Annotated in this window: 20 protein-coding genes; 17 read left to right on the forward strand and 3 right to left on the reverse strand. The window is 38.6% G+C overall.

Going from position 1 to position 21541, the window contains the following annotated elements; genetic code table 11:
* Nucleotides 1–234: 234 nt before the first annotated feature.
* From ACQY77_RS07365 to ACQY77_RS07405, 9 genes are all read left to right on the forward strand, one after another.
* Complete coding sequence (locus tag ACQY77_RS07365) at nt 235–579, forward strand: T9SS type A sorting domain-containing protein (protein ID WP_421938626.1); 345 nt, start codon at nt 235–237, stop codon at nt 577–579.
* A gap of 76 nt (nt 580–655) precedes the next feature.
* Nucleotides 656–1267 carry a fumarylacetoacetate hydrolase family protein gene (locus tag ACQY77_RS07370; RefSeq protein ID WP_421938625.1) on the forward strand — a complete coding sequence of 204 codons (612 nt, stop codon included), beginning with the start codon at nt 656–658 and terminating at the stop codon, nt 1265–1267.
* A gap of 3 nt (nt 1268–1270) precedes the next feature.
* Nucleotides 1271–3010: a M23 family metallopeptidase gene (locus ACQY77_RS07375; RefSeq protein ID WP_421938624.1), complete on the forward strand. Its 1740-nt coding sequence runs from the start codon at nt 1271–1273 to the stop codon at nt 3008–3010.
* Nucleotides 3011–3102: 92 nt separating this feature from the next.
* A complete protein-coding gene (gene bcp, locus ACQY77_RS07380; RefSeq protein ID WP_421938623.1) occupies nt 3103–3567 on the forward strand; it encodes a thioredoxin-dependent thiol peroxidase in 465 nt (154 codons plus the stop codon).
* Nucleotides 3568–3631: 64 nt separating this feature from the next.
* The gene (locus ACQY77_RS07385) at nt 3632–4477 is read left to right on the forward strand and encodes a transketolase (protein WP_421938622.1); all 846 of its coding nucleotides are present in this window, start codon (nt 3632–3634) and stop codon (nt 4475–4477) included.
* Between the two features lie 86 nt (nt 4478–4563).
* Complete coding sequence (locus ACQY77_RS07390; protein WP_421938621.1) at nt 4564–5523, forward strand: transketolase family protein; 960 nt, start codon at nt 4564–4566, stop codon at nt 5521–5523.
* Nucleotides 5524–5650: 127 nt separating this feature from the next.
* A complete protein-coding gene (locus ACQY77_RS07395) occupies nt 5651–6211 on the forward strand; it encodes an RNA polymerase sigma factor (RefSeq protein ID WP_421938620.1) in 561 nt (186 codons plus the stop codon).
* Nucleotides 6212–6244: 33 nt separating this feature from the next.
* Entirely contained in the window at nt 6245–6898 is a 654-nt protein-coding gene (locus tag ACQY77_RS07400) for a hypothetical protein (RefSeq protein ID WP_421938619.1), read from the forward strand.
* A 6-nt stretch (nt 6899–6904) separates the two neighbouring features.
* A complete protein-coding gene (locus tag ACQY77_RS07405) occupies nt 6905–7345 on the forward strand; it encodes a hypothetical protein (RefSeq protein ID WP_421938618.1) in 441 nt (146 codons plus the stop codon).
* Nucleotides 7346–7463: 118 nt separating this feature from the next.
* Here the strand turns inward: ACQY77_RS07405 and ACQY77_RS07410 are convergent, their stop codons facing one another.
* A complete protein-coding gene (locus tag ACQY77_RS07410) occupies nt 7464–7769 on the reverse strand; it encodes a hypothetical protein (RefSeq protein ID WP_421938617.1) in 306 nt (101 codons plus the stop codon).
* A gap of 163 nt (nt 7770–7932) precedes the next feature.
* Between ACQY77_RS07410 and ACQY77_RS07415 the strand changes: the two genes are divergently transcribed.
* The 8 genes from ACQY77_RS07415 to ACQY77_RS07450 all read left to right on the forward strand — a co-directional run bounded on the left by ACQY77_RS07415 (nt 7933) and on the right by ACQY77_RS07450 (nt 19885).
* On the forward strand, nt 7933–9132 hold the full coding sequence (locus ACQY77_RS07415) for an aspartate aminotransferase family protein (RefSeq protein WP_421938616.1): 1200 nt from the start codon (nt 7933–7935) through the stop codon (nt 9130–9132).
* 25 nt (nt 9133–9157) lie between these two features.
* Complete coding sequence (locus ACQY77_RS07420; RefSeq protein WP_421938615.1) at nt 9158–9838, forward strand: response regulator transcription factor; 681 nt, start codon at nt 9158–9160, stop codon at nt 9836–9838.
* 13 nt (nt 9839–9851) lie between these two features.
* Nucleotides 9852–11162, forward strand: coding sequence for a sensor histidine kinase (locus tag ACQY77_RS07425; RefSeq protein ID WP_421938614.1), 1311 nt, complete (start codon nt 9852–9854; stop codon nt 11160–11162).
* 62 nt (nt 11163–11224) lie between these two features.
* Complete coding sequence (locus ACQY77_RS07430) at nt 11225–13123, forward strand: 7TM diverse intracellular signaling domain-containing protein (RefSeq protein WP_421938613.1); 1899 nt, start codon at nt 11225–11227, stop codon at nt 13121–13123.
* A gap of 280 nt (nt 13124–13403) precedes the next feature.
* Complete coding sequence (locus ACQY77_RS07435) at nt 13404–16316, forward strand: SusC/RagA family TonB-linked outer membrane protein (RefSeq protein WP_421938612.1); 2913 nt, start codon at nt 13404–13406, stop codon at nt 16314–16316.
* An 11-nt stretch (nt 16317–16327) separates the two neighbouring features.
* Complete coding sequence (locus ACQY77_RS07440; RefSeq protein WP_421938611.1) at nt 16328–17752, forward strand: RagB/SusD family nutrient uptake outer membrane protein; 1425 nt, start codon at nt 16328–16330, stop codon at nt 17750–17752.
* 117 nt (nt 17753–17869) lie between these two features.
* On the forward strand, nt 17870–19309 hold the full coding sequence (locus ACQY77_RS07445; RefSeq protein ID WP_421938610.1) for a glycoside hydrolase family 30 protein: 1440 nt from the start codon (nt 17870–17872) through the stop codon (nt 19307–19309).
* Between the two features lie 102 nt (nt 19310–19411).
* A complete protein-coding gene (locus ACQY77_RS07450; protein ID WP_421938609.1) occupies nt 19412–19885 on the forward strand; it encodes a hypothetical protein in 474 nt (157 codons plus the stop codon).
* 10 nt (nt 19886–19895) lie between these two features.
* Here ACQY77_RS07450 and ACQY77_RS07455 read toward each other — a convergent pair whose 3' ends face one another.
* Both ACQY77_RS07455 and panB read right to left on the reverse strand, forming a co-directional pair.
* Entirely contained in the window at nt 19896–20582 is a 687-nt protein-coding gene (locus ACQY77_RS07455) for an RluA family pseudouridine synthase (protein WP_421938608.1), read from the reverse strand.
* Nucleotide 20583: 1 nt separating this feature from the next.
* Nucleotides 20584–21399 carry a 3-methyl-2-oxobutanoate hydroxymethyltransferase gene (gene panB, locus ACQY77_RS07460; protein WP_421938607.1) on the reverse strand — a complete coding sequence of 272 codons (816 nt, stop codon included), beginning with the start codon at nt 21397–21399 and terminating at the stop codon, nt 20584–20586.
* Between the last annotated feature and the right edge of the window lie 142 nt (nt 21400–21541).

Below are 21541 nucleotides of genomic sequence, written 5' to 3' on the forward strand. Positions count from 1 at the left end.
GTTTAATTTCTTTGTTTTAAATTAATACATTTGCCTAACAATTTGATGAAACTCTACACTAAGATAACGTTACTCACCAGGACCCTGTGCATTATATGTATGGTTTTGTTGTGCAACACTAATTCTTGGTCTCAACAAACAGATTCTCTACGTCTTACCTTAAAGTCTAGAACAAAAAAAGTAAGCAGAGTTCCTGAAATAAAAGCTAATATCCAGCCCTACAAGCCTTCTTATATGTCTATTGGCGGTTCAGGCATGTTCAATACCTACAATGTAATACCTAAAACTGCTGCTGGCACAAACGGGAAAGACAAACTTTTATCTATAGTTAAGATTTATCCAAACCCGGTTGAAGATCAGTTAAACATTATCTTAAACATTGGTAAGGATGGCACACAAACCACCATTAAAATTATCGATTTATTAGGCAATGAAGTAGTAACGCTTGCCAACGAACGTCTAAATGCAGGTGAGCAAACTAAAAGTTTCACTATCCCCAGCAGATTAAACGCCGGAATTTACTTTTTGCGCGTTGTTGCCGGTTCTGAGAGCCAGGTAAAACGGATCTCAGTTTTATAACACCATTTTCTTTTCTATTTTTGAAAGGATTTGATTGCAATCAAATCTAATTCCTCATATTCAAAATTATAAAAGAATGAAAATCATTGCTATCGGACGAAATTACGCAGAACATGCCAAAGAACTTAATAATCCTATCCCCACTACCCCGGTAATTTTCCTGAAACCAGATACGGCTGTACTTAAAGACAATAAGCCTTTCTATATCCCGGATTTCTCTGATGACGTACATTTCGAACTTGAAGTTGTACTCAAAATCTGCAAGGAAGGAAAGCATATCGCGGAAAAATTTGCAGCTAATTATTATGATGAAATTGGCTTGGGTATTGATTTTACTGCACGCGATATCCAAAGTAAGCATAAGGAAAAAGGGTTGCCCTGGGAATTGGCCAAAGCCTTTGACAATTCTGCACCCATTAGCACCTTTCTGCCAAAAAGCGATTTTGAAAATCTTTACGATTTAAATTTTGAGTTGCAGATAAATGAGGAAATCCGTCAGAAAGGCCATACCAAAGATCTTTTATTCTCGTTTGAAAAAATAATCAGTTTCGTTTCTCAATACATCACACTAAAAAAAGGTGATCTTATTTTTACAGGAACTCCAGAAGGGGTTGGTAAAATAAATAAAGGGGATAAAATAGCAGCCTGGCTGGAAGGAAAACAACTTTTAAATTTTGAAGCGAAGTAAAAGATGAAGGAAAAACAAAATTATAATCAATATCCCCTATTCACATTTTTACTTCTCTTATTTTTTTCGAATTTCACTGCTCAAGCTCAGCAGATATTCAGTGCAAATAAATACCCCATCACCGATTTCCGTCAGCCTTTAGATATTATTCCTCCCGCGCTGGCAGGATCTTTTGGAGAAATCCGTGGTAATCACTTTCACTCCGGCATCGATTTCAGGACCAATCAAAGAGAAGGTTATCCGGTATATGCAGTAGCTGATGGTTATATTTCCAGATTGAGGGTACAAAACAGCGGATTCGGACTTGCCCTATACATCAACCATCCCAATGGTTTCACTACTGTTTATGGTCATTTACAACGCTTTTCACCAAAAATCGCAACAATTGTAAAAAACCTGGAGTACGAGAAAAAATCTTTTGAAATAGATGAGTTCCCTGATGCAACGCTGATTCCTGTACACAAGGGTGAGATTATTGCCTGGTCGGGAAACAGGGGCAGTTCTGGCGGACCTCACCTTCACTTTGAAATCAGGGATACCAAAACAGAAGAAACAATCAATCCTCAGTTTTTTGGCATCCAAATTCCAGATAATATTTCTCCCATAATTCATGGGCTATATGTTTATCGCCTGAATGGTAAATCCTTTAATGAAAATACTCCAAAACAGGCCATCGCCATTTCCGGGGCTAGTGGTAACTACAAAACCCTTGCTCCCATCAGTTTAACAGGAGAAGTAGGCTTTGGTGTTATCACAACAGATAGACACAATGGTTTATCTGGCACTAACGGTGTTTATGCTATACAGCTGGAGCTGGATGGAAAAACAATTTACACTTCTGCTTTGGAACGTTTTGCGTTTGAAGACAGCAAGGCCATCAATGCCCATATAGACTATCCTGCCTATATCAGCAGTAAGAGAAGTATCCAAAAAAGCTTTGTCGATCCTGGAAATCCATTGAAAATTTACAGCAGCCTGGTTAATAACGGGAGAATTAATTTCAATGATGGTCAAACACATCAATTGAAATACATCATTACGGATTCCAAAGGAAATTCATCTGTACTTCCATTTACAGTTAATGCCGGCTCAGCTCCCTTAGTTACACCAACGATTCCGGCAGGCCCATTGTTAACATTTAACAAAGTGAATGAATTTAATACTGATGAGATCAAAGCCATTTTCCCAAAAGGTACGCTATATAATGATTTAAACTTCATTTACAGAAAACAACCTAAGCCGGCAGGCAGCAATGCATGGTCTGCCCTGCATCAAATTCACAACCGGTTTACACCACTGCATGTTGGTTTTGAGCTGTGGATAAAAGTTGAAAACCTACCCGAAAACTTAAAAGATAAGGCCTTAATCGTTAACACCAACGGCTCTTCTCAAGGTGGAAATTTTGACAATGGATATATCAAAGCGACTCCAAAAAATTTTGGCAGCTTTTATATCGCAGTAGATACCATTCCACCAAGAATAATTCCCTTGAACGTAACGGGGGGAAAAAATATGGCAGGTTTATCTAAAATGACTTTTAGAATCAGCGATAATTTATCCGGAATCAAGAGTTTCAATGGATACCTGGATGGGAAATGGGTACTAATGGAATTTGATACAAAAACAGCAACGCTTTGGCATAGCTTTGACGAACGCAGCAGCCCCGGTCGTCATACCTTAGAATTGGTTGTTTCTGATTTGAAAAATAACGAGAAAAAATATACAATTTCCTTTTTTAGGTAAAATTAGTGCAAAAACTGGTCAATTATTACTGCGTTGCAAGATGTATTAGTAACTTAGCCTATAGTAATACTAGAAATAATCAACAAAATAATATGGCAGAGCTAAAAGAAGGTGATCAAGCACCTGCAATTACATCAAAAGACCAGAATGGGAACACGGTTTCCCTAAATGATTTTAAAGGAAAAACCGTAGTTCTATATTTTTACCCGAAAGATGATACTCCTGGCTGTACGGCTGAGGCTTGTGATTTTAGAGATAATTATCAAGGTTTGCAGGCTAAAGGAATTGTGGTATTGGGTGTTAGTGTTGATGATGAGAAATCTCACCAAAAATTTATCACCAAGCACAACCTGCCTTTTACACTACTGGCAGATACCGATCAGAAAATTGTTAACGATTATGGCGTTTGGGCTGAAAAAAACATGTATGGGAAGAAATATATGGGAACAGTAAGGTACACCTTCATCATTGACGAAAACGGTAAAATTGCACATATTATTAAAAAAGTAGATACTAAAAACGCTACTCAACAAGTACTCGATTTAATCAATAACTAATTAGGTTATAGCAGGTAAAATATTACCTTTGCTAAGTAACACAACCTCTTATTTTATAATTTTAATGAAACATACAATTAAAGAATTAGAAGATATTGCCTCTCAAATCAGAAGAGATATCGTAAGAATGGTTCATGGATGTCAATCTGGCCACCCGGGCGCTTCGCTTGGATGTACAGATTTTTTCACAGCCTTGTATTTTGAAATATTGAACCACAAAACCGATTTCACAATGGAAGGTGCTGGTGAAGATTTATTCTTCCTTTCTAATGGACACATTTCTCCGGTATGGTATAGCACGTTAGCGCACGCCGGTTACTTCGATAAAAGTGAGTTGGCAACTTTCCGTAAGTTAGATTCAAGATTGCAGGGTCATCCTACTACGCATGAGCATCTACCGGGAATCAGAATTGCTTCAGGTTCTTTAGGACAAGGCTTATCTGTTGCCATTGGTGCTGCACTGGCCAAAAAATTAAACGGCGACAAGTCTTATATTTTTGCATTATTAGGAGATGGCGAATTACAGGAAGGACAAAACTGGGAAGCAGCCATGTTCGCTCCGTTTAATAAGGTAGACCATTTAATTGCAACGGTTGATTATAACGGACAACAAATTGATGGACCTACAAGTAAGGTACTTTCTTTAGATAACCTGCAAGCTAAATTCGAAGCTTTCGGATGGCACGTAATCAATACAGATGGTAACGATATGCAAGCCATTGTTGAAGGCTTACATTATGCAAAAACTTTAACTGGAAAAGGTAAACCAATCTTGAATTTAATGAGCACACAAATGGGTGCTGGTGTTGATTACATGATGGGTACACACAAATGGCATGGAACTGCGCCTAATGACGAGCAGTTAGCTGCTGCTTTAGCCCAATTACCAGAAACTTTAGGAGACTACTAAAATAGACTGGAGACAGTAGATTTGAGATTTGCGACAGTAGTCGATAAACCTCCTATCTAAAATCTCATATCTCATATTTTGAAACAATGAAAAAATATACATATACAGAAAAAAAAGATACACGTTCGGGTTTTGGTGCTGGCTTACATGAAGCAGGTAAGAAAAACGAAAATGTAGTGGCTTTATGTGCCGATTTAGTTGGCTCATTAAAAATGGATGCTTTCATTAAAGATTTTCCGGAGCGTTTTACTCAGGTTGGTATCGCCGAGGCGAATATGATCGGTATAGCTGCTGGTATGACTATCGGTGGTAAAATTCCTTTTACCGGAACTTTTGCCAACTTCTCTACGGGTCGTGTTTACGATCAGATCCGTCAATCTGTAGCTTATTCTAACAAAAACGTTAAAATCTGCGCATCTCACGCTGGTTTAACCTTAGGAGAAGATGGAGCAACTCACCAGATCCTGGAAGATATAGGTTTGATGAAAATGTTACCGGGAATGGTCGTAATCAATCCATGTGATTATAACCAAACCAAAGCAGCAACAATCGCGATTGCCGATTATGAAGGTCCTGTTTATTTGCGTTTCGGACGTCCTGTTATTCCTGTTTTCACTGATCCTGATCAAAAATTCGAAATCGGTAAAGCCTGGATGGTAAATGAAGGTACCGACGTTACCATTATTGCTACCGGCCACATGGTTTGGAAAGCAATTGAAGCTGGCGAAAAACTGGCTGAATTGGGCATTGATGCAGAAATTATCAACATCCACACCATTAAACCTTTGGATGACGAAGCCATCTTAAAATCGGTTAAAAAAACCGGTTGTGTGGTTACCTGCGAAGAGCATAACAAATTTGGTGGTTTGGGCGAAAGTGTTGCCCGTTTATTAACTACCGAACTGCCTACTCCACAGGAATTTGTAGCTACAAACGATACTTTTGGCGAAAGCGGAACACCAGATCAGTTAATGGCTAAATATGGCCTTGATGCGGTAAACATCGTCGAAGCTGTTCAAAAAGTAATTGCTAGGAAAAAATCCTAATATTAAACAGAACAATTAAAAAGGCACCGAGAACACCAAGTACATCTTGTTGCGCTTAGTGCCTTTTTAGTTAATTTAAAATCTAATGGAATAAATGGTTCCATTAGATCGTTAATCCCTAACCTTGATGAAACAAGTTGAAGATTCGGAAATACTAGCCATGTTTGCTGTCGAGAAAACTCGAAATGAAGCTTTTAACTTGCTTTTAAAGAAATATCAGCAGAAAATTTACTGGCACATCCGCCGATTGGTACTCAATCATGATGATTGTGATGATCTTTTACAGGAGGTTTTTGTTAAGGTTTGGAAAAATCTCGATAAGTTTAGAAGTGATTCCCAGCTTTATACCTGGATTTACCGCATTGCAACAAACGAATCCATTACCTTCCTTAACAAACAAAAACTCAAGAATAATACACCATTGGATGAGGTTTCAAGCGAACTAGCTGACAATCTGGTTGCTTCTTCCTATTTTAATGGTGATAAGCTGGAATTAAAACTCCAAAAAGCTATTCTAACCCTTCCTGAAAAACAAAGGATTATCTTCAACATGAAATATTTTGATGATATGAAATATGAAGAGATCTCAGAAGTTTTAGGAACATCAGTTGGTGCACTTAAGGCCTCTTTTCATATTGCAGCAAAAAAAATTGAAGCTTTTATAACAAATGATGAGATAACGTATTAAACCTTTTGAAGTTAATTGTATCATATATCTGTGATGAACGAAAATATAGAAAATAACGACTGGATGAAGGAAGCTCCAACCCTGGCGACCATGAGCAGAAGAAATCCTTTTGCTGTACCAGAAGGATATTTTGAGCAATCAACAGAAAGTATTTCTACGGCTATATTTATAGATCAGTTAAAAAACAGTCAGACTAGTCAGCATAGCTTCGATACGCCACCGGGTTATTTTGAAGATTTAACCCAACGCATTGAAACACGCATTGCCACAAGCGAGCTACCAAAAGCTTCTAATACATTTGATGTTCCGTCAGGATATTTTGAAAGCTTACAAGATAGAATAAATGCAAAGGTAATTGCGGCAACTGAGCCTAAAAAAGAAGCAAAAATCATCCCACTCTGGAAAAAAGGAATGGTGAAATATGCAAGTGCAGCATGTTTCTTACTTGTTTCTGCTTTTGGTATTTATGTTTATCAAAACAATAACAATACTGAAGCCCAGCTTCATGCAACAGAACTCGCCAATGATCAAATGTTATATGACATTGATGAAAACATGATTATTGAGCACTTAGAAGCACAAACAACTCCATCACCAAAAACTAATTCTGCCTCAGATACAGAAATGGAAAACTACATCCTGAATAATTTCTCATCAAGTGATTTAAGCCAGGAACTAAATAATTAATTACAAATGAAAAACCTATTTTTTGCCTTTTTAATGATTTCATTACCTTCAATGCTTTGGGCACAACGGCCTAAACCCGGAGAGATTGAATCTTTAAAGATTGCTTTTTTTACTCAGAAACTGGATTTATCCCCTGAGGAAGCAAAAATTTTTTGGCCGATATACAATGACATGCAGGCAGAACAAAATGCATTGAGAAAGGAGCGTTTCCAAAAGATGATTTCCTTTAAAAAAACTACCGAAATTGACAATTTAACTGATGCTCAGATACAAAGTTTAATTACCAATGAGTTTGACATGAGGCAGAAAGACCTGAATCTGGAAAAGAAATACTATAACAGATTAAAATCTTCTCTCCCGATAAAAACTGTTGGCAAATTCTACCGTGCTCAGGAAGCTTTCAAAAGAGAGCTGTTAGACAGGTTTAAAGGCAGACAAAGAAATTAAAAGATAAGACTACAGGAATACACTAGCTTAGTGTCTTTGCTTTCTTGTTTCCACGAGCTCAACAATATTGCTTATGATCAGATCGGTTCGTTGCTGTTCAGTATACCCAAGGTGAACACTAATCCATTCGTCCAGATACAGTTGCACCACCAATAAAAATTACATCAGCTGCGAGCTCTGCTAATTCATCATAAACCACTTTGATTCTTGTACGGTTCTGGTGATGATTTTCATAATATAATTTCCTTAATGTTTCTTGAGCCATTTTGACCTCTCGAACTCGAATAATATCAATACTAGCAAGCAGAAGATATAAACGATCGTCATTTAGGGATCCCTGAGCTACAGCATTATGTAGAGGAGATATTAACTGGCCTCGAGTTGCACCTTCCAGGGATGGCCATACGTAAGGCTGATCACTCATTTTTTTTTGCTGAAAATAAGCGTGAGAATGAGCAGTATATATGCATTCTGTTCTTTGTTCGCGATTTGCGAACAAAGAACAGGACAATTTAGAGATTTCAGTATTGGTTATTAATAATAAGTTTTTTGTTTTATTGCAAGTGCCCTTTCTGTACTTTTGTACCATGCTTACACAACGTCAGTTGTTTTTACAACACAATGCCCAAACCTCCCCTACGCCCCTATTATTAGAATTTGTAAAGGCCAAAGGGATATACATGTATGATTCTGAAGGAAGAAAACACCTGGATCTTATTGCCGGAATTGGTGTGAGTAATGTAGGTCATTGTCACCCGGCTGTTGTAAAAGCCATTCAAGAGCAAGCCGAAACCTACATGCATTTAATGGTTTATGGCGAATATGTACAAAGTCCTCAGGTTAATTTTGCCAAAGCTTTGGCTGATGTGCTTCCAAAAAACTTAAACAGCACCTATTTTGTAAATTCGGGGGCAGAAGCTGTGGAAGGTGCAATGAAGCTGGCCAAACGTTATACTGGTAAAAAAGGCTTCATTGCTTGCAAAAATGCTTATCACGGGAGTACACAAGGTGCAGAAAGTTTGATGGAAAGTGACTTCTATTCTAAGGGCTACGGTCCCTTTTTGCCTCATGTAAGTTTTATAACACACAATAATATTGCTGATTTGGATAAAATCACCACCGATATAGCAGCAGTATTTATCGAACCCATACAAGGCGAGGCGGGCATTAGAGTGCCGGATGTAGCCTACATAAAAGCTTTAAAAGAAAAATGCCGGGAAAAAGGTGTATTACTGGTTTTCGATGAGATCCAGTCTGGTTTCGGCAGAAGCGGCAAAATGTTTGCATTTGAGCATTTTAGTATTATACCAGACATTCTTTTATTGGCAAAAGGAATTGGTGGAGGTATGCCAATCGGCGCTTTTATCAGTTCTTTGGAAATCATGTCTGTACTTTCCGATAATCCCATCTTAGGTCACATGACAACTTTTGGAGGTCACCCTGTTTGTTGTGCAGCAGGCCTGGCAACCCTTCAAATCCTCCTGGAAGAAAATATTATAAATGAGGTAGAGAAAAAGGGTCAGTTGTTCAAATCGCTTTTACAACATCCTGCTATTAAAGAAATCCGCGGAAAAGGCCTAATGCTTGCCGTAGAGTTTGAAGATTTTGAAACCAACAAACAAATTATCGACGCTTGCATTTTAGACGGGATAATTTCGGACTGGTTTCTGCATTGCAGCAATTCTATGCGCATTGCACCACCATTGATTATAAGCGAAGCAGAAATAGAAGAAGCTTGCAGCATTATCTTAAAAAACGTAAATTCAGTGCTCCAGCTTAAAGCTTAAAAAACTAAGAAATTAATCCACTATAATGAATGTATTAATCGTTGAAGACGAAAAGAGCCTCGCCCTGGAAATGGATGAGTTCTTGAGCAATGAAGGTTTTATTATAGAGCATGCCTGGAAAAAGGCATCCGCAGAAGAAAAAATTTTTGTAAACAATTACGATTTTATTTTGCTGGACTTAGGCCTACCCGATGGAGATGGGTTTGAGGTGTTGAAGCAACTGAAAGGTTTAAAAGACCGGGATGATGCTGTAATCATTTTGACCGCAAGAAGCGCTGTAGACGACCGCATTAAAGGGCTTGATGAAGGTGCGGATGACTATCTACCCAAACCTTTTTCATTAAACGAACTGCTTGCCAGAATGCACGCCATCACCCGAAGAAAACATAAACTGGAGAAAAATGAGATTAATGTTCATGGTTTCTCCCTGAACATTCAGAACCGGATGGTTTCTTTTAACGATGAAAGGTTAAACCTGACAAAAAAAGAGTTTGAGATATTCAATTACCTTGTACTTAACAAGAACCGGGTAGTATCGCGAATGAGCTTAACTGAACACGTGTGGGGAGATATCTTGGAGGTAAACTCTGACTCCAATTTTGTTGATGTACACGTTAAAAACCTACGCAAAAAACTATCTGCGCTTAGCCCAACCGATTGGTTTGAAACCGTTAGAAGCATTGGATACAGGATAAATTGTTCCTAAATGTAATTTATCAATGAAATTACAGGTAAAATTCTCATTATATAATGCCATAACCAAGGTTGCAATTATTCTGGTGTTGGGAGCAATAATCCTTTTTTCATTGGATCGGCTAGCTTATAACCAGCTTGACAATAGAATTCTCAAAAAAAAGAATAAAATTATTGAGCATCTTAATGACCAGGAAATTGATAGCCTGCTCAATAATGAAGAATCCTTTACTGATTATAATATCCTCAAAGAGGAATTTATCATTTTAACCGATATTCCGGATAACCAAAAAACCACAGAAGCTGTAATCTTCACCGAAAAAAGAGAAATTGAAGGTGATGTTGAAGTATACCGGATCCTGAACTATAAATTTCTTTATCATACTAACTGGTACAATTTAGAGATTGGTGAAACCATGACAGCCCTGGAATCGATTAAAACGTCTATACGTGGCTACACCCTGATCGTTCTTGTGGCTGCCTTATTTATTACTTTACTTGCTGACTTCACCTTCTCCAATTTTCTGCTCAAACCTTTTTATCTGATTATCGACAAAAAAATTAACCTTGTTGATGATCCGGCTCATTTCAATTACGAAAATATACCCACCAATACCGACGATTTTAAGATTTTAGACAATAGTATTAATTCGTTGATGCGAAAGATAAATACCTTATTCGCGCTCGAAAAGCAATTTATTGCTAATGTGTCTCACGAACTGCTCACGCCCATATCGATATTGAGTACCCGGTTTGAGAATATGCTCAATACCTCAAATATCCCTGAAGAGCATGAAAACAAAATTTATGCTTCCCTAAAAACACTAAATCGCCTAAAGGTGATTATCAATAGCTTATTGTTGATTTCGAAAGTAGAGAACAATCAGTTCTTAAAAAAAGAAGAAATCAGCTTGGTTCAGGAATTAACTGATATCTATGAAGACCTGGAAGATCGGATCATGGATAAGAAAATCATTTATACACAAGATGTCAGAGAAGATTTCAAATTCACAGGAAATAAAGCCTTAATCCATACCTTATTGGTCAATATCATAAACAATGCCATCAAATACAACAATCCCGGAGGAAGCATATCCATTAAAGGTCAAGCGCATGATCAGTATTTTGAGCTTCAGATTATCGATACCGGCATTGGAATGAGTAAAGTACTTGCCGAAAATGCATTTGATCGATTTAAAAGGGGAAACAGTGATGAAAATGGTTTTGGTTTAGGCCTGGCCATTGTACACAGCATTGCCAAATTCCACGAAATAGAGATTGATGTGCAATCTGAAGAGGGCAAAGGAACATCCATTTTGTTAACTTTTATAAGATAGAAGTTTAAACGGAGTGTTAACACCGTTTTGCCCAATAAACAAATTAGTACCTTTGCATTTAAATGCTTACTATTCATTTCAAAAAATCCTTTCTTTCGATTGTCTGCCTGTTTTTGGTCTTGCTATCCTCAAAGGCACAGCAGGTAGTTTCTATACAGGATACAGTTTCTCAACATATCTTTACCTTCAAAGAAATAGAAGTAATTGAAGATACGACCAATCATTTTACATTTGAACAAATCAGCAGTAAAGCATTCGATAAAGAATTTAAAGCGAGCAGCAGCAGTACGCCACAAACTAAAAAATTAAATCAAACTTATTGGTTTCGGATTAAGGTTAAACCAAACGAAGTGGCCAGGAAGTCATTTTTATTAGAATTTTTCGATCAGACGATTGATCACATTACCGCTTATATTCCACAAGGGGATCATCATTATAAAGTTGAAAACCTTGGAGATGCTAATGAATTCAATAAACGACTAATCCACCACAAAAACTTCGAAATCCCTTTGCAAAACGAGGGTAAGGAGGTACAAACCTATTATTTTAAGATACAATCATCTCAGATATCAGATATTATTATCGTATTGCGAACTGCAGAATGGTTTATTTCTTATGCGCTTGATGAGTACTTCTATTTTGGTATTTTTTATGGAATGATCCTGGTATTCAGTTTCTACAACCTGATCATGTTTGTAGCCATGAGGCAAAAACAGTACCTGTATTACGTACTCTATAATTTAAGTGTGGGCCTCTTTGAGATGAGTACTGATGGTATTGCTTATCAATACCTATGGCCAAATGCAAGCTCATGGAATCAGGTATCCTATGCATTTGCTTTATGTGCAACAAGTATTTTCGCCCTTTTATTTACCCGCGAACTTTTATTTGTAAAAGCAAAAGCGCCCAGGCTTAATAAACTGATTATGTGGGTTATTACCTGCAGAATTGTATTTTTCGTATACTGTTATTTATTTGATCAGCATTTATTCAGTTATAAATTTTTAGAGGCCATTCCGCTTTCAGTTGCTTTCTTTACCGGGATTTACATTTATAAAAAGGGCTACCAGCCCGCACGCTTCTTTGTTTTAGGTTATAGTTTCCTGTTTGCCGGATTCTGCCTCAAATTTCTGATCATGTTAGGAATTTCCTGGCTAAATTTTGGTGCAATCAGCTACTACAGTTTAAGCTTTTGCTTCATACTCGAAATGGTATTCCTATCCTTTGCCATTGGCGATAAAGTGCGGATTTTAAAATTGAAAAAAGATAAGGCTCAACAGAAAATCATCCGCCAGATGGCTGTGAATGCTAAATTAAAAGACACGCTCAACCAGGAGTTAGAAACGAAGGTAGAAGAACGTACAAGAGAGGTTTACCACAAATCGCTCATCATCGAAAGTAAAAATCAAGCGCTGGAAGAAGCCAATGCACTGCTACAACAACAGGCAGAAGAGATATCCAGAATGAATGTACTCCTTGAACAGGATAACGAAGAGCTGCAAACCAGCGTGGAAAAAGTGACACGTGATCGTGTGATGAATACTGATGTGGATTTTGAGGAGTTTAGTAAAATTTATCCTGACAAAGAGAGTTGCTATGCCTTCCTGGCCGAACTAAAATGGTCTAAAGGTTATCATTGTAGAAAATGTAACAGTGACCATTATTTTAACGGGCATATTTTGCATAGCCGCAGATGTAGCAAGTGCGGATATGAAGAATCAGTAACCACCTACACCGTTTTTCACAATACCCGTATTCCAATTAACAAGGCATTCTATATGATTTTCCTCATCTATTCTTCAAAGGGGAAAATTTCTTCTCATAAACTTTCAGAATTGCTTTCGATCAGACAAAGTACCTGCTGGACATTTGGCAGCAGAATAAAAAAAGTGATGGAAGACCGAAAAAAAATCCTGAAGAAAAATTCTAAAAATGGATGGAGCCAGCTGGTAATTGAGTAAAACCCATTCCAACACTTCAAAAAAATTGTTTTTTTTCCATATAAAAACAAAAGGTACTTAAGCGTATCAAAACAGTACATTTGGTTGAGTTAAACCACGTACTTAATCATTGACTATCAAGCCCTAAGCGGCTATTTCCAATGCGGTACTAAAGCGTATTAAAATCAACACAAAATACTTATTATCAATAAGTTACGAATTGTTTTTTATTAAAAACCCTTGCTTTTAACGTTAATTCCGCGTTAACTTTACATCATAATAAATAACAAGAGCAAAAATTATGAGAAAAAAGTTTACTTTGCTTATGGTTAGTTTGTTGTGCTATGTCTCTTTGAGTATGGCTCAGAATATTACCATAAAGGGTCAGGTGAAAGATCAAAAAGGTCTGCCCCTGCCAGGCGTTTCTGTGAAGGTAAAAGGCACCAACCTGGGTGCATCTACTGCCGATAATGGAAGTTACAGTTTAACTGCGCCACAAAATGCTACCTTAGAATTCAGTTTTATCGGCTACAAGTCAGTTGAAGAAGCTGTAGCTGGCCGTACGTCCATTAATGTAACCTTATCTGACGATAACCAGCAGTTGAATGAAGTGGTGGTGATCGGTTATGGAACAACTACCAAGAAAGATCTTACCACATCAGTTGTATCTGTTTCATCAAAAGATTTAGAGAATCAGCCTATAACGAACCCCTTACAAGCGGTACAGGGGCGTGCTGCAGGTGTTCAGGTAAGTTCGCAATCTGGTAAGCCAGGTGCAGGTATATCCATCAGTATTCGTGGAAATACTTCGATTACTGCATCAAATAGTCCATTATATGTAATTGACGGTGTAACCTCCAGAGATGCGAGTTTTCTGAATGCCAACGATATCGAATCGATGACGATTTTAAAAGATGCATCTGCGGCAGCCATTTATGGTTCAAGTGGTGCAAATGGGGTAGTTTTAATTACGACCAAAAAAGGTTCTGCCAGTAAATTAAAAGTTGCTTTTAATGCTTTTACAGGCTTCTCCAACTTATGGCAAACTCAGGATGTGCTGAACAGCGAACAATATATCGCATTGATGAAAGAATTGGGTTATACCACTTTCGGAGGTAACTATAATACTGATTGGCAGAAAGAAACCTTTGGAACAGGTACTCAAAGTCAGTACCAGGCTTCGATTTCTGGTGGAGTTAAAGGCGGGCAATACTATTTTTCTACTGGATATCAACAAGATAAAGGAGTGGTATCTCCTGCAAGATTAGACCGCATCACGGCTAATTTTAACGGATCACAAAACCTTACGCCCTGGTTAAAATTAACCGGAAACGCCGTTTTAACTTCAAGCACTTCTATTGATGTTGGAGACAACAGCAGTGTATCTCGTGGTGGTGTTATTTTGGGGGCACTAACAACCCCTCCCACAATTGGTATTTTTGAACCCAACGGACAATACACAACCATCCCAAATGCTGGTGGCTGGGATAATCCACTTGCACTAGCTTATGGATCTGATAACAGAACCCGTAATTTCAGGTTTATAGGTGCTTTTGGGGCTCAATTGAATTTTACTAAAGATTTATACCTGAAATCTACGATCAGTACCAACAACAACAAAAAGTTTTATCGTTACTTTACAGATAACTTCCTCACTACTTATGGACGCCAGGAAAGAGGTGTTTATCGTGATAACACCACGAATGATCAGGTTTGGTTAAATGAGAACATTCTAAACTACACCAAGAATGTGGGCAAGAATGCTTTCACAGCCACCGGAGGTTATACCATTCAATCATCTGATTGGCAATACAGTAATAATGAGCAAACCCGTTTCTTTGATACTTCCGGAAATCCGATTGCGCCATCTGTTGCATTAACTATTCCGCAGAGGGCACAATGGACAAAACAGTCTTATCTTGCCCGTGTTACTTACGCTTATGACAGCAAGTACTTATTCAGCTCGAACTTTAGAGCAGATGGATCATCCAGATTTGCAAAGGATAACCGTTTTGGTTACTTCCCATCATTCTCTGCCGGATGGAGAATTTCCGGTGAGAACTTCATGAAAGACAGCAAGACCATCAATGACTTAAAACTTCGTGGTAGCTGGGGTAAAGTAGGAAATGATGAAGGTATTGGAGATTATGCTTATTTAAAACTTTATAGCATTAATGCACAAGGCGAGTACAATCTTCAAAATCCGGCAAACGATAGACTTTCCTGGGAGAAAACTACTCAAACCAACATTGGTTTAGATTTAAGCATGTTCAACAGCCGGATTACTTTTACTGCTGATGCTTATCTTAAAAAGACAAATGACTTATTGATCAATGTTCAGTTGCCACCTTCATCTGGTTTTGCAAGTCAGGCTTACAACGTTGGAGCCATGGAAAATAAAGGTTTGGAGTTTGTTCTATCGACAAAAAACTTTGATCGTGAGAAATTCAAATGGAGTACAGATTTGAACTTTTCACTTAACCGAAACAAAGTAACAGACCTGGGCTCTACAACACAATCATTAGATTTCGCTGGCATTTATGAAAGAGATGCAGCGGTTCGTATCGTTACAGGCAAACCACTTGGAAGTTTCTATGGTTACGTGTTTACCGGTGTTAACCCGGCAAATGGAGCAGCCACTTATGCAGATATCAATGGAAATGGCGTTACCGGTTCGGCAGACCCTGGAGACAGAACTTTTATCGGCAATGCCCAACCTAAATTTATTTATGGTGTAACCAACAATTTAACCTGGGGTAACTGGGGTTTAAATGTCTTTTTTCAGGGTGTACAAGGAAGCGAATTGTTTAATGCATCCAGAATTGATTTAGAAGGAATGTTTGACTCCAAAAATCAATCGGCAGCGGTATTAAATCGCTGGACTACCCCCGGACAGGTGACTACAGTTCCTAAAGCACTAAAAAGCAGCTCTGAAAACTCACTTACCTCTAGTCGTTTCGTTGAGGACGCCTCTTATTTACGTCTGAAAACCGCTACTTTATCTTACAGTTTCAGTTCTTCAGTGCTAGAGAAATTGAAAATGAGCAAATTAACCATTTTTGCCACAGGATATAACCTGTTAACCTTCACTAAATATTCTGGTTTGGATCCGGAAGTGAATGTAAATGATGCAAATGGACCATCAATGGGTGTAGATTATGGTACCTATCCACAATCAAGAAGCTTCTTATTTGGTGTTAATGTTGGATTTTAAGAATTAAGAAAATGAAACTAAAAATATATTCGTTAGTAGCAGCCGCAGCATTAACCATCACTTTGCAGAGCGGATGTAAGAAGGATTTCCTGGATAAGCAACCATTTAACCAGGTAACTGGTGATGTAGCCTTTACCACAGCTGCCGGAGCAGAAAAATTAATGGCAGGTGCTTACGGGGGTATGTACAATGATTACCACATCTGGGATTATATGATTAACGGTGATGTTACGGCAGATAATGCCTATGCAGGAGGTGATAACCCAGCCAATATTCAAATTGATCTTTTTACCACCAATTCTACCAATGGAAATGTGGGACGTGATTGGAGCGGACTTTATGCGAACATCAAAAATGCCAATGAAGTATTGGAAAATGTGCCTAATATTCAAGATCCATTACTAGATGCCAATGGCAGAAGAAGCCAGATTCTGGGTGAGGCTTCAACGCTAAGAGCCTATTTCTACTTTCATTTGGTGAGATTATGGGGAGGTGTTCCGTTGGTGCTAAAATCACCTACCAGTCTTGAAGAAATGCAAAAACCACGTTCTACAGTTGATGAGGTTTACGCACAAATTATTAAAGACTTAGAATATGCCTTACCAAATGTACGCGCAACCGCAGCAAATAAAGGCATTATTACCAAAGGAATTGTTAACGCTTTACTGGCTAAAGTATACGCTTCGAAACCAAACCCGGATTGGGCTAAAGTGCAGCAATATGCAGATGCAACAATTTCTGGCGGCTACGGATTGATGGGCTCTTTTGATCAGCTATTTGATGGCAACCATAAAAATAATAGCGAAGCCATTTGGGAAATGCAATATGATGGCTGGGGTGGCCCTAACGGACGTGGCAACTGGATGCCAAGTGTTATTGTGGGAACCGGCTGGAAGCGTTTCTGCACCCCTACAAATGACTTAGTTGCAGCGTATGATGCAGAAGGTGATGTAGTCCGTAAAAATGCCAGTGTGAGCTTTAATAACGCCAGCAGCGAAGGATGGTCTGATGATTACTGGGCGAAATCGAGTTATCCATACATTAATAAATACCGAAAGGATGACGTTAGTGATGCTTATTTTATCCGTTTAGCCGATATTATTCTGTTAAAAGCGGAAGCTTTAAATGAGCAAAGCGCAAGCGGATGGTCAACGGCTAAACCTTTGGTGGATCAAATCAGGGGGCGTGTAAACCTGGGCGGTACGCCTGCAAATGATCAGGCCAGTATGCGCCTGGCCATCGAAAAAGAACGCCGTTTAGAACTCGCTTTTGAAGGCCACAGGTGGTTTGATTTATTAAGAACCAACCGTGCAGTGGCAGTAATGAATGCCCAAAAAGATGGAAAAGGCAATTCATTGAACTACAATGTAACCAGTGCGAAATTGTTATTCCCGATTCCACAGGCCGAATTAGACAGAAATCCTAACATTCGTTAACAGCTATTAAGGGGCAGGCTTGTCTTGCCCCTGATTTCTATAGAAAAATCCTGTTGGACTGACCATTAAAAACTTTATTCGAGACCGCAACTCTCTGAATCCTTTATTCCCCCCTTCATGAAAGCAATTTACAGTATCTGCATGGCTGCGAGCATTTTATTTGCCGCTTGCGCCTGCCGAAAAACCAAAACAAATGAATCTGGCACTGCAACCACTACAGAGCAGGTAAAAACTGAAGTAAGCATGTGGCTCACAAAAGGCGATCAGACCGCTTTACTTCAAAAGCAGAATATTGCCTTAAACTTCTCTGATGAAAGTAACGGTAACCCTTCAATTGAAGTTGATCCTAAAACAACTTTCCAAACCATGGATGGCTTTGGCTATACTTTAACCGGAGGTAGCGCCAGCTTGATCAATGCTCTACCAACAGCCCAAAAAGATAAATTAATAAACGAACTATTTGGCTCGGCAGATGATGCCATCAGCATCAATTACATCAGAATAAGCATTGGCGCATCTGATTTAAGTGCCACCCCGTTTACTTATAACGATTTGCCGGCTGGGCAAACAGATGTAAATCTAGATAAGTTTTCAATAGCAAAAGAACAGGAAGATTTAATCCCTATTCTTAAAAAAATTGTAGCCATTAATCCTAAAATCAAAATTTTAGGTTCGCCCTGGACTGCACCGGCATGGATGAAAACCAACAATAGTTTTATTGGCGGAAGTTTAAAACCCGAATATTACCAGACCTATGCCAATTACCTGGTAAAATATATAAAAGCGATGAAGGCAGAAGGTGTTGTAATTGATGCCATTACGCCTCAAAATGAGCCATTACATCCCGGTAACAATCCAAGCATGTATATGGAAGCCCTGGATCAGGCAAATTTTATTAAAACTGCCCTGGGTCCTATTTTTGAAAAAGCAGGAATCAGCACAAAAATTATTGTTTATGACCATAACGCTGATAAACCAGAATATCCTATCACCATTCTTAATGATCCGGAGGCTAAAAAATATGTTGATGGTTCAGCCTTTCACCTTTATGCAGGTGAGATTACTGCGCTAAGCAAAGTACACAATGCGCATCCTGATAAGAATCTATATTTTACAGAACAATGGGTTGGCGGGCCAAGTAATTTCGGTGAAGATCTTAAATGGCATGTTTCAACCTTATTAATTGGCGCACCGAGAAACTGGAGTAAAAATGTACTGGAATGGAATCTGGCAGCAGATGCAAACTATAACCCACATACCGATAAAGGCGGTTGTACCTCTTGCTTGGGCGCAATCACTATCTCACCGGCAATTAGCCGAAATGTAGCCTATTATGTGATTGGACATGCTTCAAAATTCGTACAAACAGGTTCAGTTAGAATAGCATCAAACATCAGCAACAATTTGCAAAATGTAGCGTATAAAACGCCGGAGGGAAAAATAGTTTTAATCGTTTGCAACGGTAACAACAGCAGTACCGTCTTCAATATTAAATACAATGGAAAAATAGTTACCAGTAGCTTAGAAAAAGGTGCTGTGGCTACCTATGTATGGTAAATCTAGTTTAATTGTTAAGATGGCCCCGCTTTTCGGGGCTTTCTTTTTGGCTTAAACTTTTTTGCAAGGCTTTTGTTTTAAAGAAATACCTAATTCAAAAACATGAAAAAGTTACTTTCCCTTATCCCGGTTGGTTTAATGTTGATGGTGGCCTGCCAGAGCAAATCTGTTAAAGAGGCAAAATCTAAAATAGATTCTACCATCACCAGTGGTGCAGATAACGACACAGCGGCGAACCAGTGTTATCAATACCTAAAAAACCGGGATACAGCATTTTTAACCTTAAAAATTGATCATGATCAGTTTACAGGTGCATTGAGTTATAATCTGTTCGAAAAAGATAAGAATGCTGGAAATATTGCAGGGATTATTAAAGGCGATACACTTATTGCCGAATACACTTTTCAATCTGAGGGCAGCACTTCAACACGACAGGTGGTTTGGTTAAAAAAGGGTGATCGACTTGAAGAGGGATTTGGAGATATTGAAGAAGTAGATGGCAAAACAAGGTTTAAAAATACGGCCTCATTGAAATATGGTGAAGCGATGGTATTTTCAAAAACTCCTTGCAAATAAAGCTTGTATCCTAGCAGTTCTCAAAACGTTCCCAAAAACCATCTACCGGAAGTTTAGCAAATATGTTAACCGGCTCTTTCTTTACAGGATGGCTGAACTGTAGGCGACGGGCGTGCAAACAAATGCTTCCTTTTTTACTTCCTCTGGGATAGCCATATTTATTATCTCCAACAATTGGGCACCCCATAGACGAAAGTTGTACCCTGATCTGGTGAGAACGCCCGGTTAAAGGATCAACCTCTAAAAGGAAGAATTCACCTATCTGAGCAATCAAACGGTATGAAAGTTCTGCCCGCTGACTGTTGGGCACCTCTGTTCTGTAATGTGTAACCACATTCTTTTTAGGGTTTTTAATGAGCCAGTGCACCAGTTTACCTTCAGGATTCTCCGGTTTGTTTTTAACTACAGCCCAATAGGTTTTCTTTACTTCCCTATTCTTAAAAGCGGCATTCATCCGCTCAAGTGCTTTACTGGTTTTAGCAAACAGAATTACCCCGCTTACCGGCCGATCCAGGCGGTGAACGACCCCTAAAAATGCTCCATTGGGTTTGTTGTACTTTTGGGCAAGATATTTTTTAATCTGCTCATCCAGTGGTTCATCCCCTGTTTCATCAACCTGTACAATATCCCCTGCTCTTTTGTTAATGGCAATAAGGTGGTTATCTTCAAATAAAATATCTTTATCGGTAATGGGCATTTTAATATTGCTCTTTATCGTTAGGGAAATCTAAACCTTTAACGTCACGAATATAAGATTGTGCTGCACCGTATATTTCCTCATAAAGATTAACATACTGACGCAAGAACCGCGGCTTAAATCCTTTTGTTAAACCGATCATATCATTTACAACCAATACCTGGCCATCACAATGCGGTCCGGCACCAATGCCAATAGTCGGAATATGTAAACTTTCTGTAACTACCTTACCCAATGCAGCAGGAATTTTTTCCAGCACGATACCAAAACAACCTGCTTCCTGAAGTGCCAATACGTCTGTTTTCAGTTTATTAGCTTCTTCTTCTTCCTTTGCCCTAACCGTATAAGTACCAAATTTATAAATAGATTGCGGCGTTAAGCCCAGGTGCCCCATAACCGGGATGCCGGCAGTAATAATACGCTGAACGGATTCAATAATTTCTTCACCCCCTTCCAACTTTACCCCATGTGCTCCGGATTCCTTCATAATTCGGATAGCAGAATTTAAAGCTTCTTTAGAATTGCCCTGGTAAGATCCGAAAGGTAAATCAACTACCACAAAAGCACGTTTAACGGCCCGAATTACAGATGCGGCATGATAAATCATCTGATCTAAAGTAATGGGTAATGTTGTTTCATGACCTGCCATCACATTAGAGGCAGAATCGCCCACCAATAATACATCCAATCCGGCATCATCTAAAATGGTTGCCATAGAATAGTCATAAGCGGTTAGCATGGATATTTTTTCACCACGCTGCTTCATTTCCTGTAAAGTATGGGTGGTAATGCGTTTTACTTCTTTGTGTACCGACATTATAATCTGTTTTGTGCCTCCAAAAGTATTGTTTTTTCTTTAAAAGAGGGCCTAAAAACAAAAGCTAAAAGTATGGGTTTATATTAATTGAACGTCATTTTGTTTAGCTTGCTTTCTTTGATGGAAATGCGGCTAATCCATA

The sequence above is a fragment of the Pedobacter sp. genome, from assembly GCF_965279535.1.
Lineage (GTDB): Bacteria > Bacteroidota > Bacteroidia > Sphingobacteriales > Sphingobacteriaceae > Pedobacter.

What these genes read in the sequence shown, in the direction of transcription:
- ACQY77_RS07435 (WP_421938612.1), top strand. Translation starts at nt 13,404, where the DNA reads ATGAGAAAAAAGTTTACTTTGCTTATGGTTAGTTTGTTGTGCTATGTC.
- ACQY77_RS07405 (WP_421938618.1), top strand. Translation starts at nt 6,905, where the DNA reads ATGAAAAACCTATTTTTTGCCTTTTTAATGATTTCATTACCTTCAATG.
- ACQY77_RS07425 (WP_421938614.1), top strand. Translation starts at nt 9,852, where the DNA reads ATGAAATTACAGGTAAAATTCTCATTATATAATGCCATAACCAAGGTT.
- ACQY77_RS07445 (WP_421938610.1), top strand. Translation starts at nt 17,870, where the DNA reads ATGAAAGCAATTTACAGTATCTGCATGGCTGCGAGCATTTTATTTGCC.
- ACQY77_RS07455 (WP_421938608.1), bottom strand. Translation starts at nt 20,582, where the DNA reads ATGCCCATTACCGATAAAGATATTTTATTTGAAGATAACCACCTTATT.
- ACQY77_RS07365 (WP_421938626.1), top strand. Translation starts at nt 235, where the DNA reads ATGTCTATTGGCGGTTCAGGCATGTTCAATACCTACAATGTAATACCT.
- bcp (WP_421938623.1), top strand. Translation starts at nt 3,103, where the DNA reads ATGGCAGAGCTAAAAGAAGGTGATCAAGCACCTGCAATTACATCAAAA.
- ACQY77_RS07385 (WP_421938622.1), top strand. Translation starts at nt 3,632, where the DNA reads ATGAAACATACAATTAAAGAATTAGAAGATATTGCCTCTCAAATCAGA.
- ACQY77_RS07450 (WP_421938609.1), top strand. Translation starts at nt 19,412, where the DNA reads ATGAAAAAGTTACTTTCCCTTATCCCGGTTGGTTTAATGTTGATGGTG.
- ACQY77_RS07375 (WP_421938624.1), top strand. Translation starts at nt 1,271, where the DNA reads ATGAAGGAAAAACAAAATTATAATCAATATCCCCTATTCACATTTTTA.
- ACQY77_RS07395 (WP_421938620.1), top strand. Translation starts at nt 5,651, where the DNA reads ATGAAACAAGTTGAAGATTCGGAAATACTAGCCATGTTTGCTGTCGAG.
- ACQY77_RS07430 (WP_421938613.1), top strand. Translation starts at nt 11,225, where the DNA reads ATGCTTACTATTCATTTCAAAAAATCCTTTCTTTCGATTGTCTGCCTG.
- ACQY77_RS07440 (WP_421938611.1), top strand. Translation starts at nt 16,328, where the DNA reads ATGAAACTAAAAATATATTCGTTAGTAGCAGCCGCAGCATTAACCATC.
- panB (WP_421938607.1), bottom strand. Translation starts at nt 21,399, where the DNA reads ATGTCGGTACACAAAGAAGTAAAACGCATTACCACCCATACTTTACAG.
- ACQY77_RS07400 (WP_421938619.1), top strand. Translation starts at nt 6,245, where the DNA reads ATGAACGAAAATATAGAAAATAACGACTGGATGAAGGAAGCTCCAACC.
- ACQY77_RS07415 (WP_421938616.1), top strand. Translation starts at nt 7,933, where the DNA reads ATGCTTACACAACGTCAGTTGTTTTTACAACACAATGCCCAAACCTCC.
- ACQY77_RS07410 (WP_421938617.1), bottom strand. Translation starts at nt 7,769, where the DNA reads ATGAGTGATCAGCCTTACGTATGGCCATCCCTGGAAGGTGCAACTCGA.
- ACQY77_RS07390 (WP_421938621.1), top strand. Translation starts at nt 4,564, where the DNA reads ATGAAAAAATATACATATACAGAAAAAAAAGATACACGTTCGGGTTTT.
- ACQY77_RS07370 (WP_421938625.1), top strand. Translation starts at nt 656, where the DNA reads ATGAAAATCATTGCTATCGGACGAAATTACGCAGAACATGCCAAAGAA.
- ACQY77_RS07420 (WP_421938615.1), top strand. Translation starts at nt 9,158, where the DNA reads ATGAATGTATTAATCGTTGAAGACGAAAAGAGCCTCGCCCTGGAAATG.